This window comes from Pseudomonas sp. (genome assembly GCF_030683065.1).
In the GTDB taxonomy this organism is placed as follows: domain Bacteria; phylum Pseudomonadota; class Gammaproteobacteria; order Pseudomonadales; family Pseudomonadaceae; genus Aquipseudomonas.
Genome location: NZ_JAUXMX010000062.1, coordinates 74,792 through 100,958 on the forward strand (window position 1 = coordinate 74,792; position 26,167 = coordinate 100,958).

General features: G+C 64.2%; 26 protein-coding genes. 5 read left to right on the forward strand and 21 right to left on the reverse strand.

Annotated elements, in window-relative coordinates:
- Positions 1-54: 54 nt before the first annotated feature.
- From Q8K09_RS19685 to ada, 4 genes are read right to left on the reverse strand one after another with little or no spacing between them, the layout of a single operon-like run.
- On the reverse strand, positions 55-651 hold the full coding sequence (locus tag Q8K09_RS19685) for a DUF4136 domain-containing protein (protein ID WP_305256684.1): 597 nt from the start codon (positions 649-651) through the stop codon (positions 55-57).
- A 12-nt stretch (positions 652-663) separates the two neighbouring features.
- The gene (locus tag Q8K09_RS19690) at positions 664-1,413 is read right to left on the reverse strand and encodes a methyltransferase domain-containing protein (RefSeq protein ID WP_305256685.1); all 750 of its coding nucleotides are present in this window, start codon (positions 1,411-1,413) and stop codon (positions 664-666) included.
- The gene (locus tag Q8K09_RS19695; protein WP_305256686.1) at positions 1,410-1,715 is read right to left on the reverse strand and encodes a nucleotide pyrophosphohydrolase; all 306 of its coding nucleotides are present in this window, start codon (positions 1,713-1,715) and stop codon (positions 1,410-1,412) included. Before Q8K09_RS19695 ends, Q8K09_RS19690 begins: the two co-directional genes overlap by 4 nt.
- On the reverse strand, positions 1,712-2,827 hold the full coding sequence (gene ada / locus Q8K09_RS19700) for a bifunctional DNA-binding transcriptional regulator/O6-methylguanine-DNA methyltransferase Ada (RefSeq protein WP_305256687.1): 1,116 nt from the start codon (positions 2,825-2,827) through the stop codon (positions 1,712-1,714). The genes Q8K09_RS19695 and ada overlap by 4 nt, the downstream gene beginning before the upstream one ends.
- A 345-nt stretch (positions 2,828-3,172) precedes the next feature.
- On the opposite strand from ada, the gene Q8K09_RS19705 reads away from it, so the two are divergent.
- Positions 3,173-4,060, forward strand: coding sequence for a PA4780 family RIO1-like protein kinase (locus tag Q8K09_RS19705; protein ID WP_305256688.1), 888 nt, complete (start codon positions 3,173-3,175; stop codon positions 4,058-4,060).
- Positions 4,061-4,243: 183 nt separating this feature from the next.
- Here Q8K09_RS19705 and Q8K09_RS19710 read toward each other — a convergent pair whose 3' ends face one another.
- Positions 4,244-4,678, reverse strand: coding sequence for a DUF411 domain-containing protein (locus Q8K09_RS19710; protein ID WP_305256689.1), 435 nt, complete (start codon positions 4,676-4,678; stop codon positions 4,244-4,246).
- Positions 4,679-4,811: 133 nt separating this feature from the next.
- On the opposite strand from Q8K09_RS19710, the gene Q8K09_RS19715 reads away from it, so the two are divergent.
- The gene (locus Q8K09_RS19715) at positions 4,812-5,198 is read left to right on the forward strand and encodes a DUF4345 domain-containing protein (RefSeq protein WP_305256690.1); all 387 of its coding nucleotides are present in this window, start codon (positions 4,812-4,814) and stop codon (positions 5,196-5,198) included.
- Between the two features lie 26 nt (positions 5,199-5,224).
- Here Q8K09_RS19715 and trmA read toward each other — a convergent pair whose 3' ends face one another.
- Both trmA and Q8K09_RS19725 read right to left on the reverse strand, forming a co-directional pair.
- Positions 5,225-6,313 (reverse strand): tRNA (uridine(54)-C5)-methyltransferase TrmA, encoded by a 1,089-nt coding sequence (gene trmA, locus Q8K09_RS19720; RefSeq protein ID WP_305256691.1) that lies wholly within the window; start codon positions 6,311-6,313, stop codon positions 5,225-5,227.
- A 142-nt stretch (positions 6,314-6,455) separates the two neighbouring features.
- Positions 6,456-7,748, reverse strand: a complete 1,293-nt coding sequence (locus Q8K09_RS19725; protein ID WP_305256692.1) for an NCS2 family permease — start codon at positions 7,746-7,748, stop codon at positions 6,456-6,458.
- A gap of 263 nt (positions 7,749-8,011) precedes the next feature.
- Here Q8K09_RS19725 and Q8K09_RS19730 point away from each other — a divergent pair, with 263 nt between their 5' ends.
- Positions 8,012-8,566: a DJ-1 family glyoxalase III gene (locus Q8K09_RS19730; protein WP_305256693.1), complete on the forward strand. Its 555-nt coding sequence runs from the start codon at positions 8,012-8,014 to the stop codon at positions 8,564-8,566.
- Between the two features lie 22 nt (positions 8,567-8,588).
- Here Q8K09_RS19730 and Q8K09_RS19735 read toward each other — a convergent pair whose 3' ends face one another.
- The gene (locus tag Q8K09_RS19735; RefSeq protein WP_305256694.1) at positions 8,589-9,314 is read right to left on the reverse strand and encodes an endonuclease I family protein; all 726 of its coding nucleotides are present in this window, start codon (positions 9,312-9,314) and stop codon (positions 8,589-8,591) included.
- A 227-nt stretch (positions 9,315-9,541) separates the two neighbouring features.
- Positions 9,542-9,886 carry a zinc ribbon domain-containing protein YjdM gene (locus tag Q8K09_RS19740; protein WP_305256695.1) on the reverse strand — a complete coding sequence of 115 codons (345 nt, stop codon included), beginning with the start codon at positions 9,884-9,886 and terminating at the stop codon, positions 9,542-9,544.
- A 352-nt stretch (positions 9,887-10,238) separates the two neighbouring features.
- On the opposite strand from Q8K09_RS19740, the gene Q8K09_RS19745 reads away from it, so the two are divergent.
- The gene (locus Q8K09_RS19745; RefSeq protein WP_305256696.1) at positions 10,239-11,963 is read left to right on the forward strand and encodes a GspE/PulE family protein; all 1,725 of its coding nucleotides are present in this window, start codon (positions 10,239-10,241) and stop codon (positions 11,961-11,963) included.
- 126 nt (positions 11,964-12,089) lie between these two features.
- Here the strand turns inward: Q8K09_RS19745 and Q8K09_RS19750 are convergent, their stop codons facing one another.
- The 11 genes from Q8K09_RS19750 to Q8K09_RS19800 all read right to left on the reverse strand — a co-directional run bounded on the left by Q8K09_RS19750 (position 12,090) and on the right by Q8K09_RS19800 (position 24,470).
- Positions 12,090-12,590 carry an LEA type 2 family protein gene (locus Q8K09_RS19750; protein WP_305256697.1) on the reverse strand — a complete coding sequence of 167 codons (501 nt, stop codon included), beginning with the start codon at positions 12,588-12,590 and terminating at the stop codon, positions 12,090-12,092.
- 92 nt (positions 12,591-12,682) lie between these two features.
- Complete coding sequence (locus Q8K09_RS19755; protein WP_305256699.1) at positions 12,683-13,522, reverse strand: EamA family transporter; 840 nt, start codon at positions 13,520-13,522, stop codon at positions 12,683-12,685.
- Between the two features lie 202 nt (positions 13,523-13,724).
- Positions 13,725-14,519, reverse strand: a complete 795-nt coding sequence (locus Q8K09_RS19760; protein ID WP_305256701.1) for an outer membrane protein OmpK — start codon at positions 14,517-14,519, stop codon at positions 13,725-13,727.
- A gap of 421 nt (positions 14,520-14,940) precedes the next feature.
- Complete coding sequence (locus tag Q8K09_RS19765) at positions 14,941-15,711, reverse strand: IclR family transcriptional regulator (protein WP_305256702.1); 771 nt, start codon at positions 15,709-15,711, stop codon at positions 14,941-14,943.
- A 73-nt stretch (positions 15,712-15,784) separates the two neighbouring features.
- Entirely contained in the window at positions 15,785-16,465 is a 681-nt protein-coding gene (locus tag Q8K09_RS19770; RefSeq protein WP_305256703.1) for a sarcosine oxidase subunit gamma, read from the reverse strand.
- A 2-nt stretch (positions 16,466-16,467) separates the two neighbouring features.
- Positions 16,468-19,374 (reverse strand): 2Fe-2S iron-sulfur cluster-binding protein, encoded by a 2,907-nt coding sequence (locus tag Q8K09_RS19775; protein ID WP_305256704.1) that lies wholly within the window; start codon positions 19,372-19,374, stop codon positions 16,468-16,470.
- Positions 19,371-19,679 (reverse strand): sarcosine oxidase subunit delta, encoded by a 309-nt coding sequence (locus Q8K09_RS19780; RefSeq protein WP_305256705.1) that lies wholly within the window; start codon positions 19,677-19,679, stop codon positions 19,371-19,373. Before Q8K09_RS19780 ends, Q8K09_RS19775 begins: the two co-directional genes overlap by 4 nt.
- A 10-nt stretch (positions 19,680-19,689) precedes the next feature.
- Entirely contained in the window at positions 19,690-20,931 is a 1,242-nt protein-coding gene (locus tag Q8K09_RS19785; RefSeq protein WP_305256706.1) for an FAD-dependent oxidoreductase, read from the reverse strand.
- On the reverse strand, positions 20,913-21,836 hold the full coding sequence (gene folD / locus Q8K09_RS19790) for a bifunctional methylenetetrahydrofolate dehydrogenase/methenyltetrahydrofolate cyclohydrolase FolD (RefSeq protein ID WP_305256707.1): 924 nt from the start codon (positions 21,834-21,836) through the stop codon (positions 20,913-20,915). Before folD ends, Q8K09_RS19785 begins: the two co-directional genes overlap by 19 nt.
- Positions 21,833-22,699: a formyltetrahydrofolate deformylase gene (gene purU, locus Q8K09_RS19795; RefSeq protein ID WP_305256708.1), complete on the reverse strand. Its 867-nt coding sequence runs from the start codon at positions 22,697-22,699 to the stop codon at positions 21,833-21,835. The genes folD and purU overlap by 4 nt, the downstream gene beginning before the upstream one ends.
- A gap of 478 nt (positions 22,700-23,177) precedes the next feature.
- A complete protein-coding gene (locus Q8K09_RS19800) occupies positions 23,178-24,470 on the reverse strand; it encodes an FAD-binding oxidoreductase (RefSeq protein WP_305256709.1) in 1,293 nt (430 codons plus the stop codon).
- A gap of 126 nt (positions 24,471-24,596) precedes the next feature.
- Here Q8K09_RS19800 and Q8K09_RS19805 point away from each other — a divergent pair, with 126 nt between their 5' ends.
- On the forward strand, positions 24,597-25,358 hold the full coding sequence (locus Q8K09_RS19805) for an IclR family transcriptional regulator (protein WP_305256711.1): 762 nt from the start codon (positions 24,597-24,599) through the stop codon (positions 25,356-25,358).
- A gap of 132 nt (positions 25,359-25,490) precedes the next feature.
- Here Q8K09_RS19805 and Q8K09_RS19810 read toward each other — a convergent pair whose 3' ends face one another.
- Entirely contained in the window at positions 25,491-26,090 is a 600-nt protein-coding gene (locus Q8K09_RS19810; protein ID WP_305256712.1) for a cupin domain-containing protein, read from the reverse strand.
- Between the last annotated feature and the right edge of the window lie 77 nt (positions 26,091-26,167).

Genomic DNA, 26,167 nt, shown 5'->3' on the forward strand with positions numbered 1-26,167 from the left:
TCCTTGGCTGGTTTTACGCCGGTGCGTGCGCCAAGGGCCGATGATTGCGCTGTATCAGGTTGGCGGGTAATTGGCCAAGGCGCGTTGCAGGGCTGAGCGCAGTGCCTTGTTGCGTTCGCTCTGGCTGCCGTCGCTGAGCATTTCGGCGCTGCCGCTCCACACGGCTTGGCCGTCCTGGCCGTCGAACAGGTCGATGCGCACTACCAATACCTCTTCTTCATAGGTGCGCACCAGCGGTGTACTGCCCCGCAGGCCATAGTCGTTCGAGTAGCGGCTGTGGCCGTAATAGCCGCCATAGTGATCGGCGACCTGACGAATGCGCCGCTCCAGGTGGACCGCGCTGCTGACTTCGAGGTCTGCGGCCACACCGGTTTGGGCTGGGCGCAGGCCGCGCTGATCGAGGGCGTTACTCAGCGCCTCTTGTACCAGCGCTGAACTGGCCCAAGCACTGCCTGCTGGTGGTTGGCCGTCGCGCCAGGCCCAGTTGCGGTAGCGCGCATAATCACGCGCTGGCGCCGGGTAGGCGCTGCGGTCTAGTTGGCTGTCGGCATGCGCGGGGGCTGGCGGCAATGCAGTGGACTGCGCCGTATAAGGGTTCTGGCTCTGGCAGGCGGCCAGAGTCAGGCATAACAACAGTGCTATGCGGTTCATTGTCCCCTCCTGTCAATGCGGGCGGCAGATCCAATGCAGATAGCGGCCCAGGCCGGCAAAACTTGGGTGGCGGCGGTAGGCCAGCTCCATTTCCAGCAGGTCGATCAGCTCGGCCTTGGCCTGGAACTCACGGGGCATATAGTCATGGAAAACCCGGATGCCACTCTGGCTTTCGACCTGCCAATACGCCTCGAGTTGCGTCGCCAGCTCGCGCGGATCTATCGGTTGCTGCGGGGTCAGGCTCTGCTTCTCGCCGGCGAACTCGGCCTTGCGCAGCTTGCGGAAATGGCCCTTGAGCAGGTTACGGTAGATCAGCGCATCCTTGTTGTAGAAGGCCAGCGACAGCCAGCCGCCGGGCGCGCAAAGCTGGTGCAGCACCGGCAGTATGGCCGCCGGTTCGGCCAGCCACTCGAGCACCGCGTGGCAGACCACCAGGTCGTAGGGTTGCTGAAGCTGGCCGAGCAGATCCTGCCAGGGCGCCTGGATAAAGGTCGCCTGTTGCCCGGCGGCGGCAAAGCGCTCGCGGGCGCCATTGAGCATCGGTTCAGCCGGCTCGGCCAGGGTCACCTGATGGCCGCGTTCGGCCAACCACAGCGCCATATGGCCCAGGCCTGCGCCTATATCCAGCACCCGTAGCGGTCGATCCGGCAGGACCTCGGCCAGGTCGGCCTGGAGTACCGCCAGGCGAATCGCACCCTTGGCGCCGCCATAGATCTTCTCGGCAAAGCGCGTTGCCAGTTCATCGAAATGCCGGTCGCTCATGGGGTGAACCGCCGTTCGCTATCGGCCAGCTTGGCGCGCACCGCCTGTTGCATGTCGATGCCCAGTTCGCTGCACAGCAGCAGCAGATAAAGCACGATATCGCCCACTTCCTGGCCGGCATGCTCCAGCTGCTCGGCGCTAAGCTGGCGTGATTGCGCCTCGCTCAGCCACTGGAAGATTTCCACCAGTTCGGCCATCTCCACACTGGCGGCCATGGCCAGGTTCTTCGGGCTGTGGAATGGCTGCCAGTCGTTGCGGTCGCGGATAGCGTGCAAGCGGGTGGTGAGTTCAGTCAGGTTCATGCGGCTCCGGTGGGCTGCGCGGGTGTGGGCGCGTATTGTTTCACGGGGTCGGATTGGCTACCAGATGCGCCCGCTCGTCCATCTGCTGCCAGGGTTTCGCCCTCGAGCAGCGCCACCTTGCGCGCCAGCCCCCAGCGGTAACCGCTCAGCGCGCCATTGGCGCCGATCACCCGATGGCAGGGCACCAGCAACCCCAGTGGATTACTCGCGCAGGCCCGCGCCACTGCACGCGGGTGGCTGCCGATGCTGGCGGCCAGCTCGCCATAGCTGCGGGTCTGGCCGACCGGGATTTGCCGCAGCGCGCGCCATACCTGCTGCTGAAACACCGTGCCGCGCAAGTCCAGGGGTAACTGCGCGGCCCGCTGTGGGGTTTCGATTTGCGCGATGACCTGCTGCAGCCAGCTGCCGAGGTCGGCGTCGTCGCGCTGCAGCTGGGCGGCGGCGAAGCGCTGGCGCAGCTCACTTTGCAGCGTTTCGGCGGTGTCGCCGAACAACAGGGCGCAGACGCCCTTGGCGCTGCTCGCCAGCAGCAACTGACCGAGCGGGCAGGCGGCGATGGCATAACGCAGGGTTTCGCCGGCGCCTTGCCGGCGTCGTTGGGCCGGGCTCAAGCCGTCGTCCTGTTCGTACAGCGCGCGGGTGCCGCAATAGCCGGCTGCCAGCGCCGCATCGAGTACCGACTCGGCCTGCGGCAGGCTGGCTTGCAGTTGCGTGCGGCGGTTCGCGTCGGCCCAGGCCTTGGGCGTCAGCCCGGTGCGCGCCTTGAAGGCACGCGCCAGGTGCGAGGCGGACAGGCCAATGCGCGCGGCGAGTTGGGCCAGGCTAGGTGTTTTGTCCTGCTCGACCAGCAGGCGGCAGGCGGCGGTAACCAGTGCATCCAGCTGTTCGGCCGGGCTGGCACCCTGCGGCGAGCAGCGTCGGCATGGACGGAAACCGGCGGCTTCTGCACTCTGCGCATCGGCATGGAAGCTGACATTGCGCCGCAGCGGTCGGCGCGCCGGGCAGCTCGGCCGGCAGTAGATGCCAGTGGAGCGTACGGCGAAGACGAACTGGTTATCGCGCATGGCATCGCGGGCGCAGACGGCTTGCCAGCAGAGGTCGGGGTCGAGCATGGCGCAGCTCCACGAAATGATGCCTTGATTGTCGACCCTTGCGCCGATCACGCCAATGCGAATCGCGCTTTTAAACAGGCTGCGCGCAGGCGCCGTTGCCGACCTGATTTTTGCGATGTCCCGGTTAACTGTTGCGCGAGCCAAGCCGAGGCTGCGCTCAACGCCAACTTGCAATGCCTGGTGGGCATGGAGCGCTGTTTTTCGCTGGCCAAGACGATTTTCGGCAATATTTATTGGTCGGCAATTAGACACATGGCGATCCATGGGCTGGGTTCTGTCGCAGGATTGCCGTATAACGGGGCGGCATACGCGAATAGGGCAACACAGGACCCCTGATTAAAGCTAATGAAGACGCCAAAACGTATTGAACCCCTGGTCGAGGCTGGTCTGGTCGACGAAGTGATACGCCCGCTGATGAGTGGCAAGGAAGCTGCGGTGTACGTTGTACGCTGCGGTGATGAATTGCGCTGCGCCAAGGTCTACAAAGAGGCCAACAAGCGTAGTTTCCGTCAGGCCGCGCAGTACCAGGAAGGTCGCAAGGTGCGCAGCAGCCGCGATACGCGGGCCATGACCAAGGGCACCAAGTACGGCCGCAAAGGCCAGGAAGATGCCTGGCAGAACGCCGAAGTGGCCGCTCTGTTCCATCTGGCTGGCGCCGGGGTGCGCGTGCCCAAGCCCTACGACTTTCTCGAGGGTGTGCTGCTGATGGAGCTGGTGCTCGACGATGAGGGCGACGTTGCGCCGCGCCTCAATGACGTTGACCTGCACCCGGAAGACGCCCGCGAATTCCATGCCTTCATGATCGGTGAAGTGGTCAAGATGCTCTGCGCCGGTCTGGTGCACGGTGACTTGTCCGAGTTCAACGTGCTGCTGGGGCCTGAAGGCCCGGTGATCATCGACTTGCCGCAAGCCGTCGATGCCGCCGCCAACAGCCATGCCTTCAGCATGCTCGAGCGCGATGTGGGCAATATGTCGGCCTATTTCGGCCAGTTCGCCCCGGAGCTCAAGTTCAGCAAGTACGCCAAGGAAATGTGGGCGCTGTACGAGGCGGGCGAGTTGACCCCCGATAGCCCGCTGACCGGCGAATTTGATGATCCTGAAGAGGCCGCCGATATCGACGCGGTGATGCGCGAGATCAAGGCCACCCTGGCCGACGAAGCGCGCCGTCAGGCACTGCTGAACGCCGAAGACGCGCCCGTCGGCGAAGAACCGCCGCCGCCCTGGGCGCAGTAGTTCGCCGCCCAGAGCGTTTTTGGCGATCAGGGTGTCACTCGCCGCAGGCAGTGCACCTTGGCCCGGCGGTGCGGCATAGCGCTGTCGGGTTGTTGCCAGCCGCCCTACCTGCTAACGGATCGCCGCCCGGGCAGACTGACGAATGTGCAGCGCCCGCGGTAGGCGAGCGTTTTGCACACGCGCTCAGTTGCCCGGGTAGTCGGTCAGCACGCGCTCGTTGCCCTGCTGGTCGAGGCCGATGACCTGGTAGGCGTGCTTGCGATCGCCCATCTCCATGCCCGGCGAGCCGGTCGGCATGCCCGGTACCGCGACACCGAGCAGGTCAGGCTGCTGGCGCAGTTTGAGGATGTCGACAGCCGGTACGTGGCCCTCGACGAACTTGCCGTCGATCACCCCGGTGTGACAGGAGGCCAGGCGTGGCGGGACGCCAAGGCGCTGCTTGACCGCGCTCATGTCGCTTTCTACGTGGTCATTGACCTTGAAACCATTGTCTTGCAGGTGGCTGATCCAGGCTTTGCAGCAGCCGCAATTTGCATCGCGGTGCACGTCGATGCTGATCGGCTCCGCGGCCTGGACGAACCCGGCGAAGAGGCTGGCGATAAGGATTAACGGGCGCATGCGGGAACTCCATTGTGGGTCGTTGGCCGAGCATAACGCTGTCCCTGCCCCGGGGCCAAATCAGCGGCTGTATCCGGATATGCCTTGGGCAGCCTATGCTGCGCAGACAATTTATGGGGTAGGGGAGCTGGCGATGTTGTTTGCACGGGTGATTCTGTTGATTCAGTTGGTGTCGCTGGCCGGTTTGGGTCTGGCTTATTTCGTTCGTCCCCACGAGATGGCCAATCTCAGTGGGATGTTGCTGATGGCGCCTGCCGCAGCGACCGATGTACGCGCCTATTACGGCGGCCTGCAGATCGGTCTGGCGGCGTTCCTGGCCTTGGCCCTCAGTCGCCTCGACCTGGCCCGCGCCGCGCTGACCCTGCTGGTGCTGCTCTACAGCTCGCTGGGATTGGCGCGCATCGGTGGTCTGTGGCTCGACGGCGGCGCCCAGCAGACGTTTAACCTGCTGGCATTGCTGATCGAGGTGGTCTTTGCCGGGTTAGCCTTCTGGGCCTTGCGCGGGTTGAGGCGCGCGTAGACGGAGGCTGGCGCTGCGCTGCCAGCCTAGCGCCGCTCCAGCAGCACCCCCGACTCCATGTGGTGGGTGTAGGGGAACTGGTCGAACAGCGCGCAGCGGGTCACCCGATGGGTATCGCTGAGCTGGGCGATATTGGCGGCCAGGGTCTCCGGGTTGCAGGAGATATACAGGATGCGCTCGAAACGCCGGGTCAGTTCGCAGGTGTCCGGGTCCATGCCGGCGCGCGGCGGGTCGACGAACACGCTGCCGAAGTCGTAGCTTTTCAGGTCGATGCCGGCCAGGCGGCGGAATGGTCGCACTTCATTCAGCGCCTCGGTCAGCTCTTCGGCAGACAGGCGCACCAGGGTCACGTTGTCCACGCTGTTGTCGGCCAGGTTGGCCAGTGCGGCATTGACCGAGGTTTTGCTGATCTCGGTGGCCAGCACCTTGCGCACCCGGGTGGCCAGCGGCAGGGTGAAGTTGCCGTTGCCGCAGTAGAGTTCCAGCAAATCGTCGGCGCGTTCGCCCAGTACCTCGTAGGCCCAGCCGAGCATCTTCTGATTGACCTCGCCGTTGGGCTGGGTGAAGGCACCTTCCGGCTGGCGGTAGCTGAAGGTGCGGCCGGCGACCTGCAGTTTTTCCTCGACGAAATCCCTGCCGATAACGATGCGCTTGCCCTTGGATCGGCCGACGATACTCACCTGCAGGTCGGCAGCGAGCTTCTCCGCCTCGACTTGCCAGGCCGCATCCAGCGGGCGGTGATAGCACAGGGTGATCAGCGCGTCGCCACTCAGGGTGGTGAGAAATTCGACCTGGAACAGCTTGAAAGAAAGCACCTCACTGGCCTGCCAGGCGGCTTTAAGGCGCGGCATCAGCGCATTGATCTGCGCGCTGGCGATGGGGAAGTCGTCGAAGAAGATCGGGGTGAACTTGTCGCCGGCCTCGAACATCGCGTAATGGCGCTTGCCGTCTTCACGCCACAGGCGGAACTCGGCGCGCAGGCGGTACTGCTCGCGCGGCGACTCGAATACCTCCGGTGCTGGAGCAGCGAAGGGCGCCAGCAGCTCGACCAGGCGGGCTTGCTTCTCGGCGAGTTGGGCGGCGTAGCTGGCGGGATCGAATTGGGAACGGCTCATGAGGGACTCGGAAAGCGGGCGGACAAGTGTCCAGCGTTGAAATGTATGCAGTCGGTGTAGGAACCAGGGGGACATCTAGCCCTTGCTGGCGATCAATTCGAGCGGATCGCCAGCAAGCGGGCTCCTACAGTGTGCTGCGTTACTAAGCGAACCAGCCCAGCTTGATCACGAACAACAGCGACAACACCACCAACGCCGGATTGAGGTCGCGCCAGCGGCCGGCCAGCAGCTTGACCAGGGTCCAGGCGATAAAGCCGAAGGCGATGCCGTTGGCGATCGAGAAGGTCAGTGGCATGGCCAGCGCGGCGACCACCACGGGCGCGGCGACGGTGAGGTCGTCCCAGTCTATCTGTGCCAGGCTGCTCATCATCAGCACGGCGACGAACAGCAGCGCCGGCGCAGTGGCGAAGGCCGGCACCGCACCGGCCAGCGGGGCGAAGAACAGGCTGAGGAGAAACAGCAGGGCGACCACGCAGGCGGTCAGGCCGGTGCGCCCACCGGCACTGATGCCTGCAGCGGATTCGATATAGCTGGTGGTGGTGCTGGTGCCCAGTGCGGCGCCGGCCATGGTCGCCGTGCTGTCAGCCAGCAGGGCACGACCTAGGCGCGGCATCTTACCGTCCTTGTCCAGCAGGTCGGCCTTTTGCGCCACGCCAACCAGGGTGCCGGACGTGTCGAACAGGTCGACGAACAGGAAGGCGAAGATCACGCTGAGCAAGCCGATATCCAGCGCGCCCATGATGTCCAGTTGCATCAGCGTGGGCATCAGTGACGGCGGCATCGATACCACGCCCTGTAGTTGCGACAGACCGAGCATGATCGACAGGCCGGTGACCAGCAGGATGCCGATCATTACCGCGCCAGTGACGCGCCGGTAAGCCAGCGCGGCAATCACGAAGAAGCCCAGGCAGGCCAGCAGCGCGCCGCCCTGGCTCAGGTCGCCGAGTGTCACCAGGGTGGCCGGATGGTCGACCACGATGCCGGCGTTCTTCAGCGCGATGATCGCCAGGAACAGGCCGATGCCCGCGGCTATGCCGGCGCGCAGGGCCATGGGGATGCTGTTGATGATCCACTCGCGGATCTTGAAGATCGACAGCAGGAAAAATATCACCCCGGAAAGAAACACCGCGCCCAATGCCACCTGCCAGGTGTGGCCCATGGTCAGCACCACGGTGTAGGTGAAAAAGGCGTTGAGGCCCATGCCCGGCGCCAGGGCAATCGGGTAGTTGGCCACCAGGCCCATGATCGCCGAACCGATGGCCGCGGCCAGGCAGGTGGCGACGAACACGGCACCCTTGTCCATGCCGGTTTCGGCCAGCATGTTGGGGTTGACGAAGAGGATGTAGGCCATGGTCAGGAAGGTGGTGAGGCCGGCGAGAACCTCGGTGCGCACCGTGGTGTGATGTGCTTTAAGGTGGAAGATTCGTTCCAGCATGCAGGACTCCCTGTGGCGTAAAAGGTTGTGGAAATATCGAGCGCGGTCGCCCGGTGTGCGCAGCCTCGGCAGCGCACGCTTGAAGGCAGTCGCAGCCGTTGAGGACTTCTGCGTTACGCCTGCAATGTACAGACCGAAAGCAAAGCACATATGCACGATTGTGCTGGCGATCTGGAAAAAGGCGCGCATCATAACAGCTCGTCCGCAAGCCGTGCAGGCAAGACCTGCGCAGGCTTTTCGTGATGTTTTTCGAGGAGGCAAACATGACTTCACGTGCCCTTGTCACCGTTGCCGATGGTGTCGAAGACATCGAATGTGTGACCTTGATTGACGTGCTGCGCCGTTCCGAAGTCGAGGTGGTGGTCGCCAGCATTGAAGGCCGGCGCATGATTACCTGCGCACGCGGCACCCGCCTGACTGCCGATACCATGCTGGTCGACGTGCTGGCCCAGGCGTTCGACCTGATCGTGCTGCCCGGCGGCATGCCTGGCGCGCAACGCCTGGCCGAGCATGAGCCGCTGGCTGAGCGGGTTCGCCAACAGGCCAAGGCCGGCAAGTTGTTTGCGGGGATTTGCGCGGCGCCAGCGCTGGCCTTGCAACAATATGGCGTGCTCAAGCAGCGGCGCATGACCTGCTATCCAAGCTTCAGTGAGCGTCTCAGCGGCTGTACCTTTGTCGACCAACCCGTGGTGGTCGATGGCAACTGCATCACCAGTCAGGGGCCGGGCAGCGCACTCGAATTTGCCCTGGTTCTGGTCGAGTTGCTGCGCGGCAAGGGCACGCGCAAGCAGGTGGCCGAGGCGCTGTTAGTGCATTGACCGCGCAGCCGGCCCGGCAGGCTCAGCCGCTGGTGCGGTGTGTGTCGCCTGCCCGGCGCAGGGCCGGGCAGCGATCCTGGTCGACAGCGCCGATGTAGGGGTTGCCATGGCCCATCACGCAGCCGACCTTCTGGTTGCGCCAGCGTTCCCACTCGCTAATCGGGTACTGGCGGTTCCAGGCTTCGTAGGTGCGTCGGTCGAGCTTGGACAGGCGCAGCGTGTAGTGGTCGGCCATGTACAGGTAGATGCGCGCCGAAGCGCCGCGGACCTGTTCGGGCGGCATGGCGGTTTTCTGTTTGAAGTTGACCACCATGGGGCAGGCGCCGTATTGCTGCGGTTTTTCACTGAGCATGCCGAGTGCGTAGTTTGAGCGGTCACCATTGACCTCGCCGATGCTCGGCACCAGGTTGTGCAGGTCGGCTTCAGCGGCCTTGAATACCGAGTCGCTACGTGCGCAGTTCTTGCGCCCACCGTGCTGCCAGCATTGGCGCTGATGACCAATCACCCATGCGGGCACCACATGCTCCCACTCCAGGCGTTGCGCGCGGCGCTGTTGCTTGCGCACCGTATAGCCGCAGCTGGCCAGATCGACCTGCTTGCCGTTATAGGCGCAGCCGCAATAGAAGGTGCTTGGGCGTTCGGCGTAGAGCTGCCAGGCGATTTTCTTGGCAGCGGTGAAGTTTTTCGGTGCCTCGGCGTGGACGGAAACAGCGAACAGCAGGCAAAGCAGGGCAATCAGGCGCGGCATATAAGGCTCTGTGCAAAAAGCTGCGCATGATAGTGCGGGACGAGAGGGTTGTGGGCTTTAAAAGCGCTCTAGGGCGGGGGTTTTGGGGGTTTTTAGGGCGAGGGTGACCGGGGCGCAGGGATTGCGCGGGGTGATTGGTGCGCACGGCGCACCCTACGGGAGCTGAACTCGGCTGGGTGGCGCGCCTGGGCGAGCGCTCCCACGTGGCGGTGGGAGCGCTCGCTCGGTCAGACCTTGCGCACGAACTCTGACTTGAGCTTCATGGCGCCGATGCCGTCGATCTTGCAATCAATGTCATGGTCGCCGTCGCATAGGCGGATGCCCTTGACCTTGGTGCCGACCTTGACCACCAGCGAGGAGCCTTTGACCTTGAGGTCTTTGATCACGGTGATGGTGTCGCCATCTTGCAGTGTGTTGCCGACCGAATCCTTGATCACCTTGTCGCCGTCAGTGGCGGCATCGGCTGCAGCATCGGCGGACCACTCGTAGGCGCACTCCGGGCAGATCAGCAGTTGGCCGTCTTCATAGGTGAATTCGGAATTGCATTTTGGGCAGGCTGGCAGAGTGCTCACGGCGGGTCCTTGGGGGCAGGATTATGGAAAGCCGCAAATTATATAGGGTTTTGAACCGACGAGGAGGCAAGGTCCTCCGTGGGCCCGCGTCAAGAGTGGCGGCGCGAGTGCGCAATGCTCGCGGTTTTCGCCTTGGTGGGCAGCGATCATGGCCCTGCGTGTGTGGTGACGCGCTCGACACCACCACCTCCGCGGCGCTTACAAAAAATCGCCGATTAGCCAAGTATCACCCGCCGCAAACCCCGCAGGCACAGGGCTGGAGCGGCGTCGGTGGCTTTATTGACTCAGCACAATACTGGCTAATTAATGGCGCTTAGACTGAAAAGATGCTCCCAGTCGAGGTCTTTTTTCCATGCCGTTACTTGTAACCAATCGTCAGCAATTGATCGAGCACCTGCGTCTGCGTGCCAAGAACAGCCAGCCACATCAGTGGGTGGGTGAACTCTTGGTGGCGGGCGGTCACCTTGACCCACAGAGCTTGCAGCAGGCCCTGCACCTGCAGAGGGAAGAGCCGGGTTCCGGTCGGATCGGCGATATCCTGCTGCGGCGCAAGCTGATCAGCCCGCAGCAGTTAGCCGAGGCGCTGGTGCAACAACTGGATATCGCACGGGTCAATCTGGACGGCTTTCAGGTTGAACAGCAGGCGTTGCTCCTGCTGCCCGAACACCTGGCTCGGGAGCATCAGGTATTGGCATTGATGCTGGAGGGCGAGTTGTTGGCGGTGGCCACGCCCACACCATCGGACTGTGATCTGCTTCACTTGCTCGGTTTTGTCACCGGTAAGCAGGTTGAAGCCATCCATGCGCGAGCCGATGAGGTGCAGGTGGCGATCAATCTGCATTACGGCGCGGCCACTGCGCTGGAGTTGCCCGAACACCAGAGCCAAGAACCCGAGTTGAGCCTGCACCGAATCAAGCAGTTGGCCGAGGACAAGCCGACAGTGCGCTTTGTCGATAGCCTGCTTGATGATGCGATTGGCCGGCGCGCTTCGGACATCCATCTGCGGCCCGGTGAGCGGGAGGTAACCATCCTGTTCCGCATTGATGGCGTGCTGACGGAGGTCCGCCGCATCAGGCTCGGCAACCTGCCGGCGATTGTCAGTCGGATCAAGATCATCGGCGGCATGAACATCGCCGAGCGGCGCCTGCCCCAGGATGGTCGGCATCTGGTGCGGGTCAGTGAGCGGACGATCGACCTGCGTCTGTCGATCATGCCGACGGTGCATGGCGAAAGCGTGGTGATCCGCATCCTGGATACCCAGCAGAGCCTCAAGACGCTCGATCAGATCGGCTTCAACAGCGATGACGCCCGGCGCTTTCGTAACCTGACCAGTCACAGTCAGGGCATTCTGCTGGTGACTGGCCCGACCGGCTCAGGCAAAAGCACCACGCTCTACGCCGCCCTCAATGGCATCAAGGATACCGGGGTGAATGTCATTACGGTCGAGGACCCGGTGGAGTACCAGATCGACGGGATTCGCCAGATCCAGGTCAAGCCGCAGATCGGCTACACCTTCGCCCGCGCCCTGCGGCATATCCTGCGGCATGACCCGGACGTGATCATGGTCGGCGAGATCCGTGACCAGGAAACTGCGATCATGGCCACCGAAAGTGCCCTGACCGGCCACTTGGTCCTGTCTACCTTGCATACCAACAGCGCCGCGACCACGGTGACCCGCTTGCTGGAAATCGGCGTCGCGCCGTATCTGCTTAATGCCAGCCTGCTCGGGGTGCTGGCCCAACGCCTGGTGCGGCGCAACTGCCCGCATTGCCTTGAGGAGGAGCACGTGCCGGACTATGTGCGCACGGCGCTGGGCCTGGATGCGCGGGAGCGTTTTTATGTCGGTCGTGGTTGCAGCCATTGCCACGGCAAGGGCTTTGCCGGGCGCGTGGCCGCCTATGAGCTGCTCGAGGTCACGCCGGCCCTGCGCGCCCTGATCCAGCCGGCGGTGGCGGCCCAGGCCATCGAGGCGCAGGCGATTGTCGACGGCATGCGGCCTCTGACCCAGAGCGCCCTGGCCCTGGCGCGGGACAAGCTGATCGCATTGGCCGAGGTGTATCGGGTGCGCCTGGAATAAACCCCAGGGCTGGTGTCCTTTTGGCCTGACGGCGCGCCATAAAAGCTGGCGGGCTGCCGCTTCGCTGCGAACGGACTACCGATATGTGAGCGCTTTTTCACGCCCTCTGCGTTATGCGGGCAGGTTTCAGGGCCTCACTGGGGCACCCACAGGCTGGGGCCAGTTCAAGTTGCCCGAGTCGCTAAAGCGCCGGGTGCCGAACAAGCCGCCGGCCAGTTTGCCGCGCAGCGCATAGGGCAGTTCCTGGCCCGGTTTATAGCCGCTGACGCCCCAGGCCTGACGCATGACCGAGTAGGCGGAAATGCTCACGGGCACGCTGATCACGGCTTCGCCGAAGCGCGGCACCTGGCCGCTCTGGTTGCTCACCCCACTGGCCAGCGGCTGCTGGTTGATGTCGAGTTGCAGCGCTACGCCGTGGTAGTCGATGGCGCCTTCATTGGGGTTCTGGATGCGCAGTTTCACCGCAAAGCGCATCTCCAGTCCTTCGCCCGGCAGCGGCTCCAGGCCGACCAGGTCGATATGCAGCGGGTCGCGCTGACCCAGGGTACTGCAGGCGCTAAGGCCGAGCAGCAGGCCGCAGGCGAGGATGCGCAGCAGGTGGCTAAACAGTGGACGGTGACTCGGCATGGCGGGATTTCCGATTAGGGGCGGGGCGCTATAGAAGACAACGTCGTCGCGGTTATTGCTCAACGCGCGGGCAGATTGTCGTGTTCGCCAGGCTAGCCGCGCTGTTTGGCGCTCAGCACCACGGCGATGCCGCCGAGCACGGCCAGCGAACTCAGGATCAGTCGCAGGCTCAAGGCTTCATCGAGCAGCAGGCTGCCGGCCAGGGCGGCGATGATCGGCACGCTGAGTTGTACGGTGGCAGCCTGGAATGCTTTCAATCCGCGCAGGGCGGTGTACCAAATGGCGTAGCCGATGCCAGAGGTCAGCGCGCCGGAGAGCACGGCATAGAGCAGCCCGAGGCCATCCCAGTTGGCGTGGCTGAGCAGCAGTGCACTGGCCAGTAGCGCCAGCGGTGTGGCCCGCGCGAAGTTGCCGGCGGTGACCGCCAGCGGGTCGCCGGCGCCACGACCGAGCAGCGAGTAAACGCCCCAAGCTGTGCCGGCCAGCAGCATCAGCAGCGCGCCGCCGAGTGCCGGGGCACTGGCGCCAGGCAGCAACAGCGCGAGTAAACCGCCCAGGGCCAGCATTAATCCTGCGCTCGTCAATGGGCTGAAGCGCTCGCCTCGGTAGAAGCCCCACAGCAGCATGCTCACCTGCACCGCGCCGAACAACAACAGCGCACCGACCCCGGCGTCCAGGCTGATATAGGCGAAGGAAAAAGCCGCGGCATAGACAAACAGCGCGGCGGACCCGGACCAGCTGCCGGCCAGCGCGCCATCACCGCGGCGCAGACGCAGCAACAACCACAGGGTCAGGGCACCGGAGGCGAGGCGCAGGCTGGTGAAGCTGGCGGCATCGATCTCGGTGTCTTTCAGGGCCAGGCGGCAGAGCAGCGAGTTACCGGCAAAGGCGAGCATGGCCAAGGCGGTCAGGAGCAGGGTGCGAGCAGGCATCGACCATCCTTTTGCGCCGGTCTGGCGTGAAGCAATCAGGTCGAGCTATCTAAGCACAGTGAGCAGGCCAGGAGGATTGGCGAAAAGTGCTATGGAGCAGGACTTTATGCGCGGCCGCCTGGCGGCGACCGCGGTTGCTGGGGAGGTTCGCGCAAGCGCGCAGTGCGGTCAACCCGCGCCGTTGCCGGGCTGATAGCGGGGATCAGAAGTGCACTTTAACCAGCAGGCTGGCAGTGTTCTGAGCGGTCGAGCCAACGAAGTTTTCGCTGACATAACCACCGTCCTCGATGCCGTACTTGTCCTTCCAGTAGTCGTATTCGATACCCACATACAGCTGCTTCTCGCCCCAGCTCATCGCCTTGCCCAGGTCGTATTTGATCTGTGGGTTGAAGTGCAGGTTGGCGTGGTAGCTGTCATCGTTGTCGACCACCCAGTCCATGAATCCGTCGATCACGATGTCGGATTTGCCCACCGGAACGGTGTAGCTCCACGCCGGGGTAATTTGCCACACGCCGCTACCGTCGCGGCCGCCGTCGGTTTCGCGGTGGTAGAAATTCAGCGAGAAGTAATCGAAGCCGGGAATCGCCAGGTCGAAGCCTGGACCGATCAGGTAAGACTCGACATCGTCTTCGCCGAACTCGTAGGTCATGGCCAGCAACACGTCCTTGATCGGACCAAATTCCAGTTTGCTGTCGAACAGCTTGCCGAATGACAGGCGCGGCGAGAACTCGCCGTAGAAGGTGTGGCCGTCGCCCGCGCCATTGGTGGCGTCGGTGTTGTACTTGATGGTGTCGACGAAAAAGAACACGTCACCGATGTTCCAGCCGCTGACATGCTCGAAGGTCACGGTCTGCTGGATTTCCGGGTCGACCTTGTAGTTCTGCCCATACAGGTAGCTCAGGCTGTTGTTTTGCCAGTGCATCAAGTCTCCGGCAACGGCCTGGCCGCCCGCCAGAAGCCCGCCGGCGAGAATCAGGGAAGAGAGGGTAGGTTTCATCGGGTAGTGCTCCTGGTGTGCCTAATTATCGTTTTAAACCTGTCTGAATGGTCAGGCTGCTGGGTCAGGAGCAAAAAGGAAGCCAACTCCTTGGTCGGCCAGTGTTAAAGCGGTGATATGCAGTGAACTGCGCGTGTTCAAGCGGTAATTGCGAGGAGCAGGGAAGGCTGCCGGACACTTTATGGCACATTTTTCTGACCAGTAAGACAGTTTCGCCTCAACTTGGGGCGCAGGTGATTCTGCGACCTGGGTCGGTTGAGGCGATGCAACGTGCGGTTCACGTCTGGCGATGGGGTAATCCCCACCAGCCGGTGCTGCTATGGCGCAGGCTTGGCAGTGCTATTCAACCAATGCCAGCCATGCAGGCATTGGTCGACCGTGCAAAGGTGCCCCTTGCGTGCTGTTTGTCGGCATAGCGTGATTAGCGGACGCCGGCGCCGAGTTCGCGCGAGATGCCCAGGGCGCATTGTTGCAGCGCCTCGCGGTAGCTGTCGCGGGCGGCGCTGTTGTCCATTACCGCCTCCGGGCCGGACAGGTTGATGGCGGCTACCACCGCGCCGAGGTGGTTGTGGATGGCGCAGGCGATGGCGGTCGAGTAGTCCGAGCGGTGCAGTACCCAGCCACGTTCACGGTCGCCAGTGATCAGCTGGCGCAGCTCGGGCAGGGTCTTGGGCGCGGGCGGTGGATAGTCGTCGAGGCGCACGTGCTGGTAGAGGCTGTCCAGCTCCGCCTCGTTCAGGCCGGTGAGCAGCATCCGGCCCATGGCCGTGCAGTGGCAGGGTATGCGCGTGCCGATGGGGATGTTCACCGACAGCCGCTGGGCGGCGAAGGCGCGGTACAAGTAGAGGCTGTCGGTCTGTTCGCGGATCGACAGGTGACAGGACAGCGACGTGCGGTCGCGCAGGGCATTCAGGTAGGGCAGGCCGACGTCGACCAGGTCGCGGCTGGTCAGGTAGCTGAAGCCGTCGCTGACCACCTGCGGGCCCAGTTCGTAGCTGTTCTTGCCGAGTTTGCGCAGGTAGCCCATCTCGCACAGGGTGTGGACGATGCGGTAGATGGCCGACACGCTGACGTCGAGCTGCTCGGCGATCTCGTTCATGCCCAGGGTGCGTTGCCGCGCGCCGAACATCTGCAGGATGCTCAGGCCGCGCTGCAGGGCGGGGACCATGTAGTCGTGTTCAGCGCTGCTCATGCTTGGGCTCCTTGGTCACGGGTTGGGCGGACAATGCGCGGCATGTCCGCCACTCGAGGAGGTGCAGGGGTGTTCACAGCAGCCCATCGACCCCCGCCGGTTTGCCGCCGAACTCGGCCATGGCGTCGAGCAGGGCGTCCCAGAAGTAGTTGGCCGAGGCGCGGTCGCAGAGAATCTGTAAACACGGCAACTCGCCTTCGGCCAGGTTGATGACGATGACGTTGATTCGCGCCGCCGAGGTCTGCGCCACCGCCCCAGGTGCGAAGGCCTGCGCGCTCAGGTCGACGCCGCAGAGTTTGGCCATCACCTCGGCGCAGTGGGCGCCGGTCAGCAGCAGCCAGGCATGGCTGTCCTGGCGCGGCAGCAGGTAGTTGGCCGTCGCGCTGAACTGCCAGGCCCGCTCTTCCTCGGCGATGCGGCCGCCAGCGTCGTGCAGGCTGCCGAGCAGCAGGTATTCGTTTTGCGACAGCCGCGCGACCCGGCTGCCATCGGTCTGGGTCAGCGCCTGGTTGGGCGCCTCCGGCAACTGGTAGCCGCGCTGGCGCAGGTAGTCGGCGCTCTGGGCGCCGCGAAAGCCGACGCGCGCCAGGTTGCTCAGGTCGAGCAGGGCGCAGCGCTGCAGTTGCGCGCGTTGGTCATCCGCGTCATAGCGGGCGACTATCACACTGTTACCCAGCCCGCCGAGAGTTGCCCCCGCGTGGCGGTGGGATAGCGGGCTGCGTTCGCGAAAATCCCGGGCTTGCAGAGTGGCCATGATCAAAGCTCCTGACGTGTGGTTTCTGGGTCGTAGAACGGCAACTGCACCACCGTGGCGTGGACCATCTCGCCGCCTTCGACGCGAATCGGGATCTGCCCGCCCGGCGTGGCCTGATCGGCGGCGCAGTAGGCCAGGCCGATGATCTGGTCGAGGGTCTGCGAGTATTCGCAGGAGGTCACGTTGCCGCTGATATCGGCGCCCTTGAGCACTAGATGACCTTCCAGCGGCTTGCTGGCGCTGGCCGGCAGGCTGAAGCCGACCAGCTTGCGCTTGAGCGGCTGGGCTTCGAGGATGGCCACCGAGCGCTTGCCGACGAAAAACGGCTTGCTGCGCGCAATCGCCCAGCCCATGTCGATCTCCGCCGGGTGGGTCATGCCGTCGGTGTCCTGGCTGATAATCACGTGGCCTTTTTCCAGGCGCAGCAGGCGCTGGGTTTCCACCCCGAACGGACGGATGTCGAACTGCTTGCCGGCGTCCATCAGCGCATCCCAGAGTGCCTCGCCGTAGCGTGCTGGAACGTGGATCTCGTAGCCCAGTTCGCCGACGAAACCGACCCGCAGCAGGCGCGCCGGAATCCCGGCCACCGTACCCAAGCGCACGCCGAGGTAAGGGAAACCCTCGGCCGACAGGTCGACATCGCTGCACAGCTTGGCCAGCACCTGACGCGAGTCCGGCCCGGCCAGGTTGACCGCGGCCAGGGCGGCGGTGACGTTGGTGATGTCGACGTCGAGGCGCCACTGCGCGTTCCACTTAAGCATCTGCTGGTAGATGCGGTCGACGCCGCTGGTGGTGGCCGAGACGTAGAAATGGTTGTCGGCGAAGCGGGCGCACACCCCGTCGTCGATCACCACGCCGTCTTCGCCGGTCATCAGCGCGTAGCGCGAGCGACCTACCGGTTGCTTGAGGAAGGCGAAGGTGTAGAGGCGATTGAGCAGTTCCGCCGCATCCGGGCCGCGCACGTCGAGACCGCCAAGCGTCGATACGTCGATCAGGCCGACTTTCTCGCGCACATGGCGCGCCTCGGCCTGCATGCAGGCGTCACGCTCTGCGGCCTTGCCGTAGAACGCCGGGCGCTGCCAGATGCCCGCGGGCATCATCTTGGCCCCGGCTTCGAGGTGGCGTTGGTGCATGGGCGTCTGCCGCAGCGGATCGAAACCGCGGCCGGCGACGTGAGCGAGTTTTTCCGCGACGAAGGGCGGGCGGGCGGTGGTCACCCCGGTTTCGCTGACACTGCGGCCGGTGGCCTGGGCTACCAGGCGCGCGGTCGGCAGCGCCGAGTGGCGACCTTGGGACGGACCCATGCCAACCGTGGAGAAGCGCTTGACCAGTTGCACGTCACGGTAGCCGTGTCGGGTCGCGTTGATGATGTCGCGCACCTGCAGGTCTTCGTCGAAGTCGACGAATTCCTTGCCTTTGGGGTGGGCGAAAATCGGCCAGTCGAAATTGACCCGGGGCTCGGCGAGTCGCTCGCTGCTGCCCTCAGCCGCCGCCAGGCCGAGACGAGTAACGGCGCTGGCCGCCGCCTGACGCGCGTCGCTGAGGACGTTGGCGAGCAGGTGCTGACCATTCACCGAACCGGCCACACCGAGGTTGTCCGGCAGGCCGGTCAGGGTGAAGGCGGCTTCCTGGTCGTCATAGCTGAGCTTGCCACCAGCCTGGCACAGCAACTGGTAGACCGGCATGTAGCCGGAGGACATGCACAGCAGGTCGCAGTCGATCCGCAGGCTGGCGGCATCCACCTGGCCCTGGCCGCTGATCCGGCGCACATCCACGCCGCTGATGTGGCGCATGCCTTTGCCGTGCAGCGCTTCATACACGGTGCTGCCGCTGTGGCAGGCGATGCCGCGGCTCTGCAGGGCGGTGATCAGTGCGCCGTTGCTTGGTTGCGCACGCATATCGACCAGGGCGGCGACGCTCACGCCTTGCTCATGCAGGTCGAGGGCGGCCAGGTAACCGTCATCGTTACCGGTCAGCACCACTGCGCGTTTACCCGGTTTGACAGCGTAGAGTTTCATCAGGCGCTGAGCGGCGCTGGTCAGCATGATCCCGGGCAAATCGTTGTTGCGGAACACCACCGGCTGGTCGAAGGCGCCGGCAGCGACGATGCATTGTTTGGCGCGCACCTTGTACAGGCGATTGCCTTGGATCACCGGCAGGAAGTTGTCGGTGAACCAGGCGTTGCAGGTGGCCTGGCTGAGGATGCGGATGTTGGCGTGGCCCTCGACGGCCGTGAGCAGTTCGCGGCCCAGCTGTTGCGTCTGGTCGCCTTCGATGTCGAAGCGCGCCCAGGTCAGCGAGCCGCCGAGCACTGCCTGCTGTTCGATCAGCAGCACCTTGGCCCCGGCATTGGCCGCGCTCAGTGCGGCTTGCAGGCCGGCCGGGCCGGCGCCGATGACAGCGAGGTCGGTGAACAGAAACGCCTTGTCGTGGTACTGCGGCTGGAAGTGCAGGTCGAGCACGCCGAGCCCAGCCTTCTTGCGAATCAGCGGCTCCCAGATTTTCCACATGCCCTTGGGCTTGTAGAACGAGCGGTAGTAGAAACCCACCGGCATGAACTTGGCGAAGTGGCCGAGGACTGCATCGCGGTCATTGTCCAGCGAGCCGGAAAAGTTCTGCCCGCTGACCGTGAGGCCGTGGCTGAGCGGGTGCATGTCGGCCAGCACGTTGGGTTCGCTGGGCAACTGCACCAGGGTGTTGGCGTCCTGCCCGGCCATGGTCAGCGGGCCGCGCGGGCGGTGGTACTTGAACGAGCGCGAGAGCAACCAGCGGCCGTTGGCAACCAGCGCACTGGCGATGCTGTCGCCCTGGAAGCCTTGGTAGGACTGGCCATCGAATTCGAAGGTGAGCGGCTGGTCGCGCTCGATCAGCAAACCCATGGGTGCTGGCAGGCGGCTGAGCGAAGTCATACGGTGGCCTCTGCGAGTGTGGCCGGCGCGACGAAATCGACGCGCTGGTTGAAGCGTTCTTTGGGGTCGAAGGTGCGGATGACTTCGTCGGTGACCGTGTGGCGTTCGGCGAGGAACCAGTAGCTGGAGGCGTTATGCATCCACCATTCGGTGACCACGCCGGCGCGGTTGTCGCTGTTGAATACGTAGGCGGCCCATTCGGCATCGCTGCACAGGGTCGGGGCGGGCATCTGCTTGAGCTCGCCGCCGTAGCTGAACTCGCTGATGTTGCGGGGGCCGTTCAGGGGGCAGGGCATGATCTTCATTGCGCGTTCCTCAGTGACTGGCCGCCGTGGCGCCCATCTCGTTGACCTGCTGGAAGGTCGAGAAGCGGTCCAGGGCGAACGGTTTGATCAGGTCGGGGGTCTTGCCGCCGCTGGCGACCAGCTCGGCCATGGTCTTGCCGCAGATCGGCGTGGCCTTGAAGCCCCAGGTGCCCCAGCCGGCGTCGAGGTAATAGTTGTCCACTGGCGACAGGCCCATGATCGGGCTGTAGTCCGGGGTCATGTCGGTGATCCCGGCCCACTGGCGCATCAGCCGCGCGTTGGCCAGGAAGGGGAACATCTCGATGGCGTGGGCCAGCAGGCTTTCCTTGAGTTCCAGGGTCGAGCGGGTGTTGTACAGCGGGTAGGGGTCGGAGCCGCCACCGAAAACCATCTCGCCACGGCTGGTCTGTTGCACGTAGCAATGCAGCGCGCTGGAGCTCACCAGCGGGTCGAGGAACGGCTTGAATGGCTGGGTGACCATGGCCTGCAACGGGTAGCTGTGGATCGGCGCACGGATCCCGGCCTTGGCCATCAGCAGCGAGCTGTGCCCGGACACGGCCTGCACCGCGCAGCCGCATTTGATCGTGCCGCGATTGGTTTGCACCGCGACGATCTTGCCATGCTCGATCACCAGGTCCTGCACGTCGGTGAGCTGATGGATTTCCACGCCGAGCTTGGCAGCCTGCTTGGCGTAACCCCAGGCCACGGCATCATGCCGCGCGGTGGCGCCGTCGATGTGCCAGAGGCCGGCGATAACCGGCAGGTGGCCGGGGTCGAGATTCAGGCTTGGCACCAGCTCGCGGATCTGCTGGCGGTCGAGCATCTCGGTACGCCCACCGAAGTGCTTGTTGACTTCGGCGCGCTGGCGGAAGGCGCGCACCGTGGCATCCGTGTGGGCCAGGGTCAGCTGGCCGCGCTCGGAATACATGATGTTGAAATCGAATTCGTTGGACAGGTTCTGGAACAGCTTCACCGACTCGGCGTAGAAGCGCACCCCTTCCGAGGTCAGGTAGTTGGAGCGGATCACCGCAGTGTTGCGCGCGGTGTTGCCGCTGCCCAGGTAGGACTTCTCCAGCACCGCGACGTTGGTCACGCCATGGTACTTGGCCAGGTAGTAAGCGGTGGCCAGGCCATGGCCGCCACCGCCGATGATGACCACGTCATAACTCGACTTGAGCTCGCGCGGCGGGGGCAGATCGACCTCCACCGGGTAGTCGGACGACAGGCCGTATTTCAGCAGGTTGTAGGGCATGCTGTCTCCGTGGCGGCCGCCTGGGCCGCATGGCTGGTGCGTTGCTGGCGCGCTGCGCTGACGGTGTTATGCATCAGCATGGCGATGGTCATCGGGCCGACGCCGCCGGGCACCGGGGTGATGGCCGAAACCAGCGGCAGCGCGCTGGCGAAGTCGACATCGCCGACCAGGCGTGTGCGGCCGTGTTCCTCGATACGGTTGATGCCGACGTCGATCACCACCGCGCCGGGTTTCAGCCAGCTGGCGTCGATCATCCGCGGGCGGCCGACGGCGGCCACCACGATGTCGGCCTGACGGCACAGCGCCGCGGCATCGTGGCTGCGCGAATGCAGTACGGTCACCGTGCAGTCGGCCTGCAGCAGCAGGGCGGCCATCGGTTTGCCGACGATGTTGGAACGACCGATCACCACCGCGTGCTTGCCGGCGAGCTCGCCGCAGGTCTGCTTGAGCAGGCGCAGGCAGCCGGCCGGGGTGCAGGGGATGAGCACCGCGCGGCCCTGGCTGAGGCCGCCGACGTTGTCGCTGTGAAAGCCGTCGACGTCCTTGGCCGGGTCGATGGCCTGCAGCACAGGGTTTTCGTCGATATGCGGCGGCAGCGGCAACTGCACCAGGATGCCGTGCACCTCGGCGTCGTCATTGAGCCGCTCGATCAGGGCGAGCAGGGTCGCTTGCTCGGTCTGTGCCGGCAGGCGGTGCTCGATAGAGCGGATCCCGGCCTCCTCAGCGCGCAGCACTTTGTTGCGCACGTACACCTGGCTGGCCGGGTCTTCGCCGACCAGCACTACCGCCAGTGCCGGCTGCAGGCCCTGGGCGCGCAGTTCGGCGACGTCCTCGCGCACCTCGGCGAGGACCTGGGCGGCGATCGCCTTGCCGTCGATCAAGCAGCCATGGGCTGGGCTGTTCATCGGAAGATCACCGTCTTGTCGTGGTTGAGGAACACCCGGTGTTCGGTGTGGTACTTGACCGCTTTGGACAGGGCAACGGTTTCGGTATCGCGACCGATGGCGACCAGGTCATCCGGCAGGTAGCTGTGATCGACGCGCTGGATTTCCTGCTCGATGATCGGGCCTTCGTCGAGGTCGCCGGTCACATAGTGGGCCGTCGCACCGATCAGCTTGACGCCGCGCTCGTAGGCCTGGTGATAAGGCTTGGCACCCTTGAAGCCGGGCAGGAAAGAGTGGTGGATGTTGATGGCGCGCCCCGAGAGTTTCTTGCACAGGTCATCGGAGAGGATTTGCATGTAGCGCGCCAACACCACCAGTTCGGTGCCGGTTTCCTCGACGATGCGCAGCAGCTCGGCTTCCTGATGCGCCTTGGTGTCCTTGGTCACCGGCAGGTAGATGAAGCGAATGCCCATGCGCTCGGCCATCGGGCGCAGGTCCAGGTGGTTGGACACCACGGCGGTGATCTGCATGTGCATTTCACCTTTCTGGAAGCGGTAGAGCAGGTCGGACAGGCAGTGATCGTATTTGCTCACCATCAGCAGCACGCGCATCGGCGTGACGGTGCTGTGCAGCTCCCAGTCCATGTCGAAACTTTCGGCGACCGGTATAAGGCCCTGTTCGACTTCAGTGATATCGCCGTGCACGCCCGAGTTGAAGCGAAACACCGCGCGCATGAAGAAGCGCCCGCTGAACTCGTCGTCGAATTGCGCCATCTCGCTGATGTAGCACTGCTGTTCGGCCAGGAAGGTACTGACCGCGGCAACGATGCCCGAGGTCGCCGGGCAACTGATCTTGATGATGTATTGGTTCGGGGCGTGGTGCATGGCGTCCTCGTCAGGAATCTGGGGCGGTTTTTCTCGCTGGCAAAAGAGAAATTCATCCGCGAATAAAATTAACCAAAAGGAATATATATTTCTTGTGGGGATTTTTATAAGCGAATGAACGCTGCGCGTCCATACCTGTTAAGAATTATTTTGTCCTGCTGGGAATATTTGGCTGTTGCCGAACCGCCAACGGTTATTGGCGATGTCTGAGTTGGCTGTTGTCGACACGCTCAGCCTTTGTAGGAGCGGGCTTGCCCGCGAATCGAGGCCAATAGAACACATCGCGGCCACCAACCAGGCGTCCTCGCCCTTCTTCTCAAGCTATAAATAACTCGTTGTTTTATATGTAGAAATTAAATCTGAACATAAACCTTGTAGGAGCCAGCTTGCTGGCGATGCCGTTGATCTGCAGGTATCGCCAGATCGCCAGCACTGCTGGCAACACGTGATTGCGACATGGCCAATGACTATTGGCCTGCTACAGGCGGCTGAAACGAAAAGGAGTGGGATCGACCAGCGGCGTGTCGCCGAGCAGCAGGTCGGTGGCCAGGCGCCCGGCGCCCGGCGCGATGCCGAAGCCGTGGCCGGAATAACCGGTGGACAGGAACAGGCCGGGCAGTTGCGCGACCGGGCCGATCACCGGGATGGCGTCCGGGGTGACGTCCATGACCCCGGCCCAGCTCTGCGCCACGCGCAGCGTGCGGAAGAAGGGCAAGACCCGGCCCAGCTCCTCGCGCGCCTCGGCGAGAATTGCCATATTCGGTTGCGGGTCGAGCACCCGGCACTGTTCGAAGGGGCTGGGGCGATCCAGCGCCCAGTGGCTGGGTTGGCGCCATTCATCGATAAAGGAGCGATCCAGGCGCAGGCGCAGCTCGCGGTACTGCTTGCCCAGGGCCGGCAGGAAGTCGGCGAAATAACGCAGGCTGTCCGGGGTGATCGGCGCCAGGTTGCCACTGCGCTGGGCGATGGTGTACCCGCCGTCCTGGCGTTTGCGCACGGCGAAGCGGCTGGCTCCGACGGCAAGCTCCGGGCCGCCAGGCATCGGTTCGCTGCGCAGCACCGAGGCCACGACCTTCAGTTGCGGCAGGCGAATGCCCAGGTTGCGGCAGAACAGCGAGGACCAGGCGCCGCCGGCCAGTACCACCTGGCTGCAGCGCAGCCGACCGTGCTCGGTGACAACCCCAGTCACCCGGCCCGCCTCGATGTCCAGGCCGCGCACCGCGCAGCGGGTGATCAGTTTGGCGCCCAGGCGCTGAGCGGCGTGGGCAATCACGGCGCTGGCGCGTTGCGGTTCGGCACGGCCATCCAGCGCGGCGTGCAAGGCGCCCGCCCAGCCGGCGCGGGCCGCGTCTGGCAGCATGCCGGCCAGTTCGCGCCGCTCCAGCAGGCGGGCTTGGGCGCCGTAGTGACGCGCGCCCTCCAGCCAGTCGGCCTGCTGTTGCAGTTGGCGCGGGTTTTCACAGGCGTAGAGAATGCCGCTGCGCTGAAAACCCAGGCCTTCGCCCATTTCCTCCTGCCAGCGTTGCCAGATCTGCAGGCTGGCCAGTGCCAGGGGGATTTCCGCCAGGTCACGGCCCATGCTGCGGCACCAGCCCCAGTTGCGCGAGGACTGCTCGGCGGCGATCTCGCCCTTTTCCAGCAGGGTGACCGGGATGCCGCGAGCGGCCAGCCAGTAGGCGGTACACACACCGATGATGCCGCCGCCGATGATGGCGACTTCGCTCTGTGCGGGCAGCAGGTCGCTCGCCACCTGTTCAATCTGTGGGTACATGCCCAGCCTCCAGTAGGGTGCGCCGTGCGCACCGATAGAACCTAGCGGCGAGCATGCCCTGGCCTGCAAGGCGTGCAATTTGCATCGCACTCATCCGCCATCTTTTATCAGCATGTGAGAAAAGCCATGAGCGGGACCCAGAGCCTGGATCGGGCGTTTTTGCTATTGCGCATGATCGCCGCAGCCGGCCAGCAGGGCGCCAGCCTGGACGACCTGCGCACGGCGGCGAGTTGCTCGCAAGCCACGGCCTACCGCCTGCTGCAGTACCTACGCAAACAGGGCTTCGTGCGCCCGGCGGCGCAGCGCGGGCGTTATGAGCTGGGGTACGAACTGTTCGCCCTGGGGGCTCAGGCGGCTAATGCCGGCGGACTGCGCGAGCTGGCACGGTCGGCGTTGCTGCGCCTGGCGCAGCGCTTTGGCGACAGTTTCTTCCTGCTGGTGCCGGACGGTTACCACGTCCTGTGCCTGGACTTGCTGGCTGGCAACCAGCCGGTGCAGAGCTACAGCGCGGCGGTTGGCGGGCGCATTCCGATGGGCGTGGGGCAGGCCTCGCAGGTGCTGCTGGCGCACCTGCCGCGCGCCGCGCGCAACGAGATTCTGCAGCACAACCAGGCGGCATTGCGCCTGGACTACGGACTGGATGCCGAGTTGATCGCGGCGAGCCTGGACAGCGTGCGCCGGCTGGGGTTTGCCAGCGGTCTGGGCGACCGCCGCCTGCCGGGCTATACCGGCCTGGCGGTGGCGATTGTCGATGCCGGCGGACAGGTGCTCGGCGCATTCAGTTGCGCCCTGGCGCGACCGCGTATGACCGAGGCGCGGCGCCGCGCACTGGCCTTAGCCATGCAGGACGAAGTGCGCAGTCTGCTAATGCGCCGCGCGGCCGGCTAGGGTCGTACCCACCAGGCAGATCGACTCGATATTGGATGGGGCGCGTTGCGCCTATGGTGGGTTACGGCGCAACGGATCTTGCGGGTTCATCGCCATCGGCAGCGTGCGCCTAACCCACCCTACGAGAGGCGCTTATTCCTTGCCGTAGTTCATGATCGACAGCAAACGAATCGGCACCTGCACCAGTTTTTCCGGGCCATGCGGCACTTCTCCGTCGAAGGTCAGGCTGTCGCCGGGGGTCATGCTGTAGAGCTGATCGCCATGGCGGTAAACCAGTTCGCCTTCGAGCAGGTGCAGGAACTCGGTGCCGGGGTGCGAGAAGGTGGGGAATTCCTCGCTGGCGTCATCCATGGTCACCATATAGGCCTCGAAGGTCTTCTTCGGGCCACGGGTGTGGTTGAGCAGGTGGTAGGTGTGGCCTTTTTCGGTGCCGCGGCGCACCACTTCCAACCCTTCATCGGCCTTGACCAGCAGCGCGCCACTGCCTTGCTGGTCGTACTGGCTGAACAGCTTGGACATCGGCATGCCGAGCACATCGCACAGGCGGCTCAGGGTGTCCAGGCTGGTCGACACCTGGGCATTTTCGATTTTGCTGAGCATGCCCTGGCTGATGCTGGCGATGCGCGCCACATCGGCAATCTTCAGTTCCTGGGCCTGCCGCTGGCGACGGATCTGCATGCCCAGATACTGCTCGAGCTTGAGGCGTGGATGCACTTCGTCAGTCTTGCGCATGTTGGGTTGCACCTTATGGGCTCAGGAATAAAAAATTCGCACCAGTAATGTGCGAGAACATTCCCCGGAATACGTAA